The organism is Vibrio sp. Vb0937 (assembly GCF_033338855.1).
In genome coordinates this window covers 41,555-54,329 of record NZ_JAWOTK010000003.1, presented here as the reverse complement: position 1 = coordinate 54,329, position 12,775 = coordinate 41,555, and the positions used below count along the sequence as shown (strand labels likewise).

Sequence of the window (12,775 nt, the reverse complement as noted above, 5' to 3'; positions counted from 1 at the left end):
TGGTATTTTTTTGATTATATCTAAGCCTTATCAGTGAGTTTCTCTGCGGTCATTTAGGTATAAAAAGAACGATAGAAATGATTGCGTCATGTTCGCATAGGAAGGAAGTAACATGGATTTGTTTAACTTAGGCTCTCTTGTTGTCTCAATTTGGATAGTAGCTGTCTACTGCCTACCAGATTGGAAAAAAGTCGTTTGGCCCAAACTGGAAAAAGAAAAAGGATTTCAGCACCTCGTTTTTGCAACGCTCTTCTTTTTCAGTATTTTATGGGCCGCTCAAGCAGGTGTAAAAGAAGGATTACAGATTCATTTTCTTGCACTAACAACGCTGACGATGATGTATGGTTGGCGCATGGCATTTCTACTCAGCATTCCCGCTATGTTGGTCAACCACCTACTACATGATGTGTCCTTGCTACTCTTACCCACGTCGTTAGTTCTATCTGCCCTAATTCCGATTTTCATTAGTTACTTAGTGTTTCTTCTGAGTTACCACTACTTGCCACGAAACATTTTTGTTTTCATCTTCGTTGCTGGATTTTTCAATGGCGCGATAACAGGAAGTCTGCACCTCATCATTAACTCTTTTTATCACCTATCAGTTGGTCACTACGATTGGGAAACCATTCAACATAACTACTTTGTTTTTGTGCCGTTGCTCGCCTTTCCAGAAGGTCTATTAAATGGTATGGCACTGGCGGTTTTAACCGTATTCAAGCCAGAGTGGCTGAGAGTATTTTCAGACCGAGACTACATATACAATCATTACCATAAATAAGTGTTTTCAAACTGGTCAAAAGTGACAGTTCTTGCCATTTTTTAGTATTAAATATGTGTTGAGATCATGTTTCACTCATGTCTTAAGCGTTAACCTAAGCACATTAAAAATGTATTAGATATCTAGTGAGGTCACCATGGAAATGTCAAACGCTCAACGTTTGATTCTATCAAACCAATACAACCTTATGTCTCAACTTGATCCAAGTAATGCGGCCAAATACAAACGCTTACAAACGATCGTTGAACGTGGTTATGAACTACAAATGCGAGAGTTGAACAAAGATTTCGGCTGCCTCTCAGAAGCAGAGTGTCGTGAGATCATCGACGTTATGGAGATGTATCATGCGATGCAAGAATCTTACAACATGCTAGACGATGAAGATCGCAGCAACGTAGATCAGCGCCGCTTGAAGTTCTTGGGATTTGATATTGCTTCAGAAGCGCAACAAGTACATTACGTACGTTTTCTCATCGATTCTGAAGGTTTGTACCCTCAGTTTGACAAGGCAGATCATCACTTTAACAGCCAAATGCCGATGCTAGATAAATACCGCCGTATGCTGCAAACTTGGCGTAACTGCCCTCGTCAGTATCATTTATGTGAAAACGAACTAGCGCAAATCTTCAGCGCATAAAATGGTCGTCTAAGAATGAGGAGAGCGCCCGCTCTCCTTGTTATTTACCCTGTCACAAACTTATCTAAGACTTTGCTCTCTTCCTACCTCTTTCACTTACCTTGCTCAATGTAGAACAACGAATCACTGAGACTCTTCTGTCTTTGCCAAATATTTGATTTCTATTGCACCTATTCACGACATAACTTCGTCCTTAATAAAAGAGTGATTCAAATGTCACTTTTACAATAAATTCATAATTGTTAAGCAAAATTGCAAATCCCCGACTAGGCTTAAGTAGAGAAAGGCTGTGATTGAAAAATTCATATCCACCGCTCACCGTTGTAACGAAAAACCGTCCATAAAGCAAAGTCTTTGGTGTCGCCAATCTTACATTCTGTACGAACCAAATGTGATAACAGGACGTATATTCAAACAACAACGAGCATAACTGTTGGTGGAAAGCCTGAATCAACGTTCGTCGGTAGACTGACTATTAAAGGGGAAAGCGACATGAGTATTTTCGACCACTATCAATCAAGATATGAAGCTGCAAAAGATGAAGAGATGTCGTTACAGGAGTTTTTAGCCCTGTGTAAAGATGACAAAAGCGCTTATGCTAATGCAGCAGAACGCCTACTGATGGCGATTGGTGAACCAGAGATAATCGATACGGCAAAGGATCCGAGACTAAGCCGAATCTTCTCGAATCGTGTTATCTCTCGTTATGAAACCTTTAAAGACTTTTATGGCATGGAAGATGCCATAGAACAAATTGTGTCTTACCTAAAACATGCGGCGCAAGGCTTAGAAGAGCGTAAGCAGATTCTTTACTTACTCGGCCCTGTAGGTGGCGGTAAGTCTTCGCTTGCAGAAAAGCTTAAGGCTCTGATGGAACAGATGCCTATTTATGTTCTTACTGCTAACGGCGAACGCAGCCCAGTGAATGACCATCCGTTCTGCCTATTCAAAGCCACAGAAGATGGCGATATTTTGAAAAAAGAATATGGCATCGAGCACCGTTATCTTCGCTCGATAATGTCTCCTTGGGCCGCTAAACGTCTTCACGAGTTTGGTGGTGATATCACCAAATTTAAAGTAGTGAAAGTACGCCCTTCTATCCTTGACCAAATCGGTATTGCCAAAACTGAACCAGGCGATGAAAACAACCAAGATATCTCATCATTGGTTGGTAAAGTCGATATTCGTAAGCTTGAACACTATTCGCAAGACGATCCAGACGCTTACAGCTACTCCGGTGCGCTGTGTAAAGCAAACCAAGGTTTAATGGAATTCGTTGAGATGTTCAAAGCACCAATCAAAGTGCTTCACCCGCTGTTAACAGCAACGCAAGAAGGCAACTTCAACGGCACAGAAGGCCTTTCTGCGATTCCATTCGACGGTATGATTCTGGCTCACTCAAACGAATCTGAGTGGCAGACCTTCCGTAACAACAAGAACAATGAAGCGTTCTTGGACCGTGTTTATATTGTGAAAGTACCTTACTGTCTACGTGTTTCAGAAGAAGTCAAAATCTACCAAAAACTTCTTGAAAACAGTGAGTTGTCTCAAGCCCCTTGTTCACCAAGCACGCTCGAGACTCTGGCACAATTCAGTATTCTTTCTCGACTTAAAGAGCCTGAGAACTCGTCCATCTTCTCTAAGATGCGCGTATACGACGGTGAAACGCTGAAAGATACGGATCCAAAGGCAAAAAGCTATCAAGAGTATCGTGATTATGCTGGTGTCGATGAAGGCATGAACGGTCTCTCAACACGTTTTGCCTTTAAGATTTTGTCACGCGTATTTAACTTCGACCAAACCGAAGTGGCAGCCAACCCTGTACATCTATTCTATGTGATTGAACAACAGGTTGAGCGCGAACAGTTCCCTGCTGAAACAGCAGAGAAATATCTCGAGTTCTTGAAAGGCTACCTAGTACCTCGATACGTTGAATTTATCGGTAAAGAGATTCAGACCGCTTATCTTGAGTCTTACTCTGAATACGGCCAAAACATCTTCGATCGATATGTCACCTATGCAGACTTCTGGATTCAAGACCAAGAGTACCGAGATCCAGAAACTGGTCAGCTATTTGATCGCTCTTCACTGAATGCTGAGCTAGAGAAGATCGAAAAAACAGCTGGTATTTCTAACCCGAAAGATTTCCGAAACGAAATCGTTAACTTTGTGCTTCGTGCGAAAGCGAATAACAATGGTCAAAACCCGGTTTGGACCAGCTACGAAAAACTGCGCACAGTAATCGAGAAGAAAATGTTCTCCAATACCGAAGAGCTACTTCCGGTTATCTCATTTAATGCGAAAACCTCTTCTGAAGATCAGAAGAAGCACGACGACTTTGTCGCTCGCATGATGGAAAAAGGCTATACCGAGAAACAGGTTCGCCTACTTTCTGAGTGGTACCTACGAGTACGTAAGTCATCCTAACCCAGTATTGAGTTAGGTCGCTTGTGAAACATGAAGAGGGCTATTTCATGGCGCAATTTATAGACCGAAGGCTCAATGGCAAGAACAAGAGCGCTGTTAATCGACAGCGCTTCTTGAAGCGCCACAAAGAGCAAATAAAAGAGTCGGTAGCAGACGCAGTGAATCGACGCTCGATTACGAATACGGAAACGGGCGAAGACGTCTCTATCCCTCACAAAGACATCAACGAGCCTATATTTCATCAAGGCAAAGGTGGTGTTCGCGAACGAGTTCATCCCGGTAACGACCAATTCATTACTGGTGATAAAATTGAGCGTCCCAAAGGTGGCGGTCAGGGTAGCGGCTCAGGAGAAGGGAACGCCAGTCCAGATGGAGAAGGCCAAGACGAATTTGTATTCCAAATATCAAAAGATGAGTACCTCGATATTTTGTTCGAAGATCTCGAGCTGCCTAATCTAGAAAAAAACCAAATTGCCAAAATCACTGAATGGAAAACACACCGTGCAGGCTTTCAAACTGCCGGTATCCCTTCCAATATCGCCGTAGTACGTTCTCTGCAACAATCTCTTGCGCGCCGTACTGCAATGACTGCTGGTAAGAAACGACTTCTTAAAGAGTTAGAAGACGAACTTGCTCGCATCAAAAATATTGAACCTGCTCAGCAGTTTGAAGAGAACCGCTTGAAGGCTGAAATTGAAGAACTGCGCAAGAAAATCGAAAGCGTGCCGTTCATCGATACCTTCGACTTACGCTTCAAGAACTATGAGAAACGCCCGGTACCATCGAGCCAAGCGGTCATGTTCTGTCTAATGGACGTATCCGGTTCGATGGACCAGGCAACGAAAGACATCGCAAAACGCTTCTATGTTCTTTTGTACTTGTTCTTAACTCGTACCTACGAGAATGTCGAAGTCGTCTTTATCCGCCACCATACCCAAGCGAAGGAAGTGGACGAGCACGAATTTTTCTACTCACAAGAAACCGGGGGTACCATTGTATCTAGCGCGCTCAAGTTAATGGATGAAATAGTAAAAGAGCGATACCCGATTGGTCAGTGGAACATATATGCAGCTCAAGCATCCGACGGTGACAACTGGGCAGATGATTCGCCAAGATGCCGGGATCTGTTAGTGAACAAATTACTTCCAAACTGTCAGTACTACTCTTACATAGAGATCACGCGGCGCTCGCACCAAACTCTATGGCATGAGTACGAAAAACTCACTGAAGAGTTTCCTAATTTCGCAATGAAAAACATTCGCTCTGTGGAGGATATTTTCCCAGTCTTTCGTGAACTATTCCAAAAAGAAACGGCGTAAGGAGGCTAGCGATGAATACCGCAACGAGAAACCTCTCAGGAGAGGCGCCTAAGAAGCGTAACAGTAAAGTGTTGCCAGATGGACCAGATTGGACATTTGAGCTGTTAGAGCGATACCACAAAGAAATTAAGCGTGTCGCGGAGCATTATCGCCTAGACACTTACCCTAACCAAATAGAAGTGATTACTTCAGAGCAGATGATGGATGCCTATTCAAGTATCGGCATGCCAATCAATTACAACCACTGGTCATTTGGTAAAAAATTCATTCAAACAGAGCAGAACTATAAACATGGTCAAATGGGGTTAGCCTACGAGATTGTGATTAACTCCGACCCTTGTATTGCTTATTTGATGGAAGAAAATACGGTAACAATGCAAGCACTCGTGATAGCGCACGCGTGTTACGGCCATAACTCTTTTTTCAAAGGTAATTACCTATTCCAAACGTGGACTGACGCCAGCTCTATTATCGACTATCTGCTGTTCGCCAAAAAGTATTTAGCCGAGTGTGAAGAACGATATGGCGTAAAAGAAGTGGAAAAACTGCTCGACTCTTGTCACGCGTTAATGAACTTTGGTGTAGACCGCTACAAGCGTCCAGAGAAAATCTCAATTACAGAGGAAAAAGCAAGACAAGAAGAACGCGAAGCATACCTACAATCTCAAGTTAATGAGCTTTGGCGCACGGTACCAACAGCCAAGACGAAAGAGGAAGACATTAAAGAGCGATTCCCAAGCGAGCCTCAGGAAAACTTGCTCTACTTCTTCGAAAAACATGCGCCGTTGCTAGAGCCGTGGCAACGTGAAGTTGTTCGGATCGTCCGTAAGATCAGTCAGTATTTTTATCCGCAAAAACAAACGCAAGTTATGAATGAGGGCTGGGCAACGTTCTGGCACTACACCATACTCAACCATCTTTATGATGAGGGCTTGGTGTCTGAAAAATTCATTCTAGAGTTCTTACATAGCCACACCAGTGTCGTGGCTCAGCCACCTTATAACAGCCCTTACTTTAATGGCATTAACCCCTACGCGTTAGGCTTTGCCATGTTCCGAGATATTAAGCGTATCTGTGAAGAACCAACTGATGAGGACAAAGAGTGGTTTCCAGACCTAGCAGGAACCGACTGGTTAGATGCAGTGCATTTCGCGATGCATAATTTCAAAGATGAAAGCTTTATTAGCCAATACCTTTCTCCGAAATTAATGCGTGATTTCAAGCTGTTTGCGATCAACGATGATGATCATAAGAACTTTATTGAAGTCGCTGCGATACACGATGAGATGGGTTATAAACGCATTAGAGAAACCCTAGCCGCTCAGTATAACTTATCTAATCTTGAGCCAAACATTCAGGTGTTTAATGTCGATGTCCGTGGTGATCGCTCGCTTACGTTGCAGTACGTTCCTCACAACCGCATCCCACTTGATGATAGTTACGAAGAAGTTCTAAAGCACGTGTATCGATTATGGGGCTTTGATGTCATTCTCCAAGAAGTGAAAGACACCGGTCACCGAGAAGTCTTAGCGACCTGCCCTAAACGGAACCAATACGACACTAACATTTAACTAATACCGCGATACAAGTAAAACAAAAGGCTCCTAATTCAGGAGCCTTGTTTATTCTTAAATCTATATGAGCATTTGTTACGCTTGCTTCTCAACAATCGCGCGCACGGCTTCTAGGTCTTCGGGCGTATCAACCCCTGCCGCTGGTGCTTCTTTCGCTACCGCCACATGAATTTTTTCACCGTACCAAAGCACTCGCAGTTGCTCAAGACACTCAATCTGCTCTAATGCACTTGGTGCCCAGTTGACATACGTATTAATGAAACCAGCTCGATAAGCATAAATACCAATATGACGCATTAATGGGTTGGCAATAGTTTTGTCTTGTTTAGCAAAGTTATCGCGATCCCAAGGGATGGTTGCTCGACTAAAGTACAACGCATAGCCTTGCTCATCTGCGACAACTTTAACAGCGTTCGGGTTGAACACTTCCTCTTCCGAGTCTATTTCTACAGCTAACGTCGCCATCGGGGCTTCACACCCAGATAAGTTATCAGCAACCTGACGAATGATGGACGGCGGAATCAAAGGCTCATCCCCTTGCACATTAACAATAATGTGGTCTGACGGAATAGCCATCTTTTCAACAACTTCGGCAAGACGCTCCGTACCTGATTCGTGGTGGGGAGAGGTCATACAAACTTTACCACCAAATGACGAAACCGCTTTCGCAACACGCTCGTCATCAGTTGCAACGATGACATCTTCCGCACCCGCTTGTAGCGCTTGTTCATAAACCCACTGAACCATAGGCTTACCACCAATATCCGCTAGCGGTTTACCAGGCAAACGGCTCGATGCGTAGCGCGAAGGGATGACAACCGTAAAAGACATTAGCGTCCCTCATCCATGCTCATAGTGCGAGCTTCAGGCTCTAGCAGAACTGGAATACCCTCTTTGATCGGGTAAGCAAGGCGATCCAATTTGCAGATCAACTCTTGATTATCTTTATCGTACGTCAGCTTACCTTTGCAAACAGGGCAAGCTACAATCTCAAGTAGACGGTGATCCATAAGCCGCTTTAACCTCTTTTATTCTATTTAAAATTTGCTCTGCATCGTTTGATTCAAACTGGGCAGATACAGGCAGATACCACCAATTATCTTGCGCATAATGGCTGCACTTGACGGCATCTTTCTCGGTCATAATCACATTGGTCCCTTGTTGAGCCAATGCTTCTAATTCTTGTTGATCAAAGTCTTGATGGTCAGCAAAACCTTTTGTGACTTTAACATCTGCGTTCATCGAGTTTAGTGTATGAAAAAAACGCGGAGGATGCCCAATGCCCGCAAATGCGACGAGATCTTTCAACTCCGAGACATCCACATGTTGCTTAGTCTTAAGATTAATAGCTTTAGAGGGTGCTAAAGCCATTGCGATTTCGCCCGTATGCGCTTGACCGCCATTGGTGATGATAAAGTCGACTTCTTTAAGTCGCTCAATACCTTCACGTAAAGGACCTAATGGAATCAGGCTTTCATTCCCAAACCGGCGATTCCCATCCACAATCACTAACTCAATATCACGGCCTAACGCATAATGTTGTAATCCATCATCCGTAATTATGATATCCACATCCAAATCTAGCAGTGCTTTCACTGCATTTGAACGCACAGGATCTACCGCAACAGGTGCTCCTGTACGGCGATGAATCAACTTAGGTTCATCGCCACAATGCTTCGCTGGCGTATCTTCTTTTAGCACTAACGGATAGGCAGGAGCCTTTGCCCCATAACCACGAGAAACAACCCCCGGCTTAAAGCCCATTTGCTGTAGTTGCTCAACAAGCCACACAACAACTGGTGTTTTACCATTGCCACCAGCAGTGATATTGCCAACCACAACAACAGGTATAGGCGCATTATAAGCTTGCTTGCGGCCAGTTTGGTATTGCTTTCGCTTTGACTTGCTTATCGCTCCAAATAATAAACTCAGTGGCCACAAAAGCGGCCACAAGAGGTATTTTATTGGATGGTTTTCAAACCAGATTTTTTCAATCACCGCGCTTATTCACCAAACTGAATACGGTGCAATTGTGCATACGCACCATTTTTCTCAATAAGCTCAGCGTGGTTGCCACGTTCAATGATGGCACCATCATCAACCACAAGAATTTCATCGGCTTTCTCGATTGTGGATAAGCGGTGCGCTATTACAAGTACCGTTTTGTCTTTTTGCAGCTCATCAAGTGCAGCTTGAATAGCTCGCTCGGATTCGGTATCCAAAGCCGAAGTTGCCTCATCAAGAATCAGCACTGGAGCATCACGCAATAGAGCTCGCGCAATCGCAACACGTTGGCGTTGACCACCAGACAAGCTAGCACCATTTTCACCAATCATGGTATCAAGTCCATCATCCATTTTGCCGATGAACTCCATCGCATGCGCGAGTGTTGCCGCTTTCTCGATATCACTGCGCTCGTATTGACCATCCGTTGCGTACGCAATATTGTTTGCTATCGTGTCATTAAACAAATGAACATTTTGCGATACTAGTGCAAATTGCTGACGTAAATTCTTTAGCTCGTAATCACGAATATCATGCCCATCTAATGTGATAGATCCACTGTCAACATCATAGAAGCGGTTGAACAAGTTCGCGATGGTACTTTTACCTGAGCCAGAACGGCCAACTAGCGCCACCGTTTTTCCTCTTGGAATATCGAAGCTGACATTTTCCAATGCTGGTTTTTCTGCACCAGTGTAAGTAAAGCTTACGTTTTTAACTGAAACATCGCCATTTGCGCGTTCAACTGTCAACTTACCTTCGTTTTTCTCAGGCTCGAGGTCAATTAACGCGAAGAGCGTTTGGCTCGCGGCCATACCACGTTGGAACTGAGAAGTAACGTTAGTCAGCGCTTTAAGTGGGCGCATCAGACCAAACATTGCAGAGAACACAACAGTAAATGTACCTGGAGTCAGTTGCTCTTTAATCGAATCAATACTTGCTAAATAAAGAACGGCAACAATTGCAAGTGATGCAATCATTTGGATGATAGGGTTAGCCGCCGCTTGAGCCGTCACCAACTTCATGCTTTGTTGACGCATTTGGTTGCTGACTTTTTCAAATCGTTTACGTTCGATGTCTTGGCCGCCATAGCTCAACACAACTTTATGGCCTTTCAGCATCTGCTCTGCTGATGCAGTTACGTTACCCATCATGGTCTGCATATTTTTGGATATTTTTCTAAAACGTTTAGAAACAACACCAATACCCCATGCTACAACGGGAGCAACAGCAAACAGCACTAGCGACAATTGCCAGCTGTTGTAAAACATCAAAACTAACAGACCAATGATACTTGCACCTTCACGGACAATGCTCACCAACGCTTGGCTAGTTGCCGCTGACACTTGCTCTGAGTCGTAGGTTATACGCGACAATAAATTGCCCGTCTTTTCCTTATCAAAGTAAGACACTGGCATATGCATAAAGTGATTGAACACCATGCGACGGACTTGCATAACTACGTTGCCAGATACCCAGCTCAAACAGTAGGTGGAGACAAATCCACTTATGCCACGGATGAACATCATGGCAAAAATAATCAATGGAAGCGTGCGTAAAAAATCAGATTCAGCGTTCCCAAAACCTTCATCGAGTAGTGGTTTTAGCAGGGAAATCATATAGGTATCTGATATGGCATTAATAACTAATGCAATGACTGCAACGACAAGACCTGACTTATAAAGGCGAATAAATTGCCATAGACGCTTAAACGTCTGCCAAGTCGTTTCATCAGTATTTATCGACATAGAAGTGCTTTATTTTCTTACATTAAGACTCTCATTCTACTCCCTTACGCAGCATCTGCCTATACCAAGGCTCAAATGTATCGCTACGTTTGGTTTCTGAGCGCCAATTATCACGGTGAATAAAGAAGCTTACCTGACCACCCTCACCAGTATCAAGCCAAGTAATGCCAAGCTTTCGGTATGAAGCAACGACATTTTCCGCTGGCATTCCCCATCGATTGTTTTTTGCTAAAGAAGCAACCGCCACACTCGGGCTCACCGCCTCGATAAATCGAGGATTCGATGAACTTTTGCTCCCGTGATGAGGGACTAGCATCACATCGCTTTGTAACTTTCCGGGTTCTCTAAGCAAAATCCACTCGCTAATGGCCTCAATATCACCAGTAAAAAGCATACTAAAGTTAGAAATAGGGTCAGTAAGTCGTAATACACAGGAGTGCGGATTATACGCACGTTGAACAAGTGCAGGAGGCCAGAGCACTTCCATGTTTAATCCTTGCCATTTCCATTGGTCGCCTCTAGTGCAAGGCTCATATTCGATAAAGAATTGACTACTAAGTTTACGTTGTGGAGAAAAGGCATCTTCAATGAAAAAGCGGCCGCCTGCGTGATCATTATCGGAATGGCTTAGAATCAGTGTACCTATGCTTTCATAACCTCGTTGATGCAAAACCGGAGTGACGACCTGCTCTGCGATACTGCCGCTTTGCCATGCTTTACCAGTGTCATACAGCAACACCTTGTCGTCTTTTTCTACAACCACTGCAAGGCCATGACCTACATCTAATACATCGATACGCCAATGCGGTTCATACTCCGATGCAAGCTTGATACTAATAACGATGCCGAGTAACAAATACCACGCGTACTGAGACATGAACCGTTGAAATATTAAGCAAACCACTATCGCCATAACCAGCATTGTCATTTCCATGCTAATAGGTTGCCAAGAACCTATTGCGTACTGTATTGACGTGCTCAATGGCTGTAATGACCAGTCCACCAAATGCCACAGAGGCTTCGCTATCATTTCAAGAAACAAAGATGAGAACAGGGCTAGAAACATCAAAGGTACAACGATAAATCCGAACCAAGGAATAAATACCAAGTTGTAGGCTATTGAGGACAAACTAAAACCGGAGAAGAAATGGCCACTAACAGGTACGATTAAAGCGCTCAACATCAATTGAGTAAGCAATAACGCTTTTAATCGCGCTTTCCAACCTCCCCTTTGATGTCGAATCAAATTAATTGCGAACAATACCGCACAAACGGAGAGGTATGATAACCAAAAGCTCATACTGTAGGATGCAAAAGGTTGGACAAGCAGTTGTAGAGATACTGCAAGCAAAAGAACTCGCCAAGAAGTCCAGTGCACCAGAGTATACTTCAGGAGAACGTAAACAACGCATACCGACACTGCTCGCGTAGTAGGCAGAGAGAAATCCGCTAACCAAGCGTAGGCAACAGCGAAGATCAGCCCATATAAGCTAGGTAACAACTGGTATTGGGGTAATAGATAACGAACGGTACCGCCCACGACTAGCCCAAAAGTAAACGCCATACCAATATGTAAACCAGAAATGGAGACCAAATGCAGTAAACCACTGTCCCTGAGCGCTTGCCAATCTTCCTTAGACAACCAAGAACGGTCAGCAAAAACTAACGCACTTATTAACGAGAAATGATGAAGGGAAGACACATCATCAGCGACATCGGCAATAATGGATTGACGCAGAGATACATTAGAACGAACAATCCACTTAGCATCTTTGTTAACAACCGCTTGGGCGATAATATTTTTACCCATCGCGTGCTTTTCAGCATCAAAGCCAGCTTCGTTGCGTAGACCTGTAATCGGCTTTAACGAGATGGATGTCGTAAACTCACTGTTAACATCGAGTGGAAAAGGCGTAATAAGACGGATTTTAGGTTTAAGAAAAGGTAACAGAGTTTGAGAATTTACCGCTTCTATCGCGACAATACCTTCATAACCGTGACTTATTTGCGTAAAAGGGCTGTCAACTTTACCAATTATGGTAATATTCTCCCCTGCTTGAAAAAGGGCTTGTCTCTGAGACTCCAATACATTGCCGTGGACGATGACAACCATAAAGCCCGCAATTGCGCCTATGCTAATTAAGCCACGACGTAATTTGATTATTGAGCCAGTGGTTATTATTCCCAGCAGCAACCAACGCCAATCTGGTATTGTCGGCCACCAAGCTGACGAGATTACGCTCGCTACAAATAACGCCAAGGTCCAACTTTTTTCTGAGAGAGTCATG

10 protein-coding genes are annotated in these 12,775 nt (G+C 43.8%); 5 read left to right on the top strand and 5 right to left on the bottom strand.

Annotated features, from left to right (window positions below; all coding sequences use genetic code 11):
* The first annotated feature begins 112 nt into the window (after positions 1–112).
* From R7P67_RS07130 to R7P67_RS07110, 5 genes are all read left to right on the top strand, one after another.
* A complete protein-coding gene (locus R7P67_RS07130) occupies positions 113–778 on the top strand; it encodes an energy-coupling factor ABC transporter permease (protein WP_193843899.1) in 666 nt (221 codons plus the stop codon).
* 136 nt (positions 779–914) lie between these two features.
* Positions 915–1,415 (top strand): YfbU family protein, encoded by a 501-nt coding sequence (locus R7P67_RS07125; protein ID WP_005378446.1) that lies wholly within the window; start codon positions 915–917, stop codon positions 1,413–1,415.
* Positions 1,416–1,907: 492 nt separating this feature from the next.
* Entirely contained in the window at positions 1,908–3,842 is a 1,935-nt protein-coding gene (locus R7P67_RS07120; protein ID WP_005378447.1) for a PrkA family serine protein kinase, read from the top strand.
* Positions 3,843–3,889: 47 nt separating this feature from the next.
* Complete coding sequence (locus R7P67_RS07115; protein ID WP_005378448.1) at positions 3,890–5,161, top strand: YeaH/YhbH family protein; 1,272 nt, start codon at positions 3,890–3,892, stop codon at positions 5,159–5,161.
* Between the two features lie 11 nt (positions 5,162–5,172).
* Positions 5,173–6,732: a SpoVR family protein gene (locus tag R7P67_RS07110; protein WP_005378449.1), complete on the top strand. Its 1,560-nt coding sequence runs from the start codon at positions 5,173–5,175 to the stop codon at positions 6,730–6,732.
* A 78-nt stretch (positions 6,733–6,810) separates the two neighbouring features.
* On the opposite strand, the gene kdsB is transcribed toward R7P67_RS07110, so the two are convergent.
* Genes kdsB through R7P67_RS07085 form a run of 5 tightly spaced genes read right to left on the bottom strand, consistent with a single transcriptional unit; the run spans position 6,811 to position 12,774 of the window.
* The gene (kdsB, locus tag R7P67_RS07105; protein WP_017820020.1) at positions 6,811–7,566 is read right to left on the bottom strand and encodes a 3-deoxy-manno-octulosonate cytidylyltransferase; all 756 of its coding nucleotides are present in this window, start codon (positions 7,564–7,566) and stop codon (positions 6,811–6,813) included.
* Complete coding sequence (locus tag R7P67_RS07100) at positions 7,566–7,745, bottom strand: Trm112 family protein (protein ID WP_005378451.1); 180 nt, start codon at positions 7,743–7,745, stop codon at positions 7,566–7,568. Before R7P67_RS07100 ends, kdsB begins: the two co-directional genes overlap by 1 nt.
* Complete coding sequence (gene lpxK / locus R7P67_RS07095) at positions 7,726–8,733, bottom strand: tetraacyldisaccharide 4'-kinase (RefSeq protein WP_053303249.1); 1,008 nt, start codon at positions 8,731–8,733, stop codon at positions 7,726–7,728. Before lpxK ends, R7P67_RS07100 begins: the two co-directional genes overlap by 20 nt.
* A gap of 5 nt (positions 8,734–8,738) precedes the next feature.
* Positions 8,739–10,487 (bottom strand): lipid A ABC transporter ATP-binding protein/permease MsbA, encoded by a 1,749-nt coding sequence (gene msbA, locus R7P67_RS07090; RefSeq protein ID WP_042522131.1) that lies wholly within the window; start codon positions 10,485–10,487, stop codon positions 8,739–8,741.
* Between the two features lie 31 nt (positions 10,488–10,518).
* Complete coding sequence (locus R7P67_RS07085; protein ID WP_262652531.1) at positions 10,519–12,774, bottom strand: DNA internalization-related competence protein ComEC/Rec2; 2,256 nt, start codon at positions 12,772–12,774, stop codon at positions 10,519–10,521.
* Between the last annotated feature and the right edge of the window lies 1 nt (position 12,775).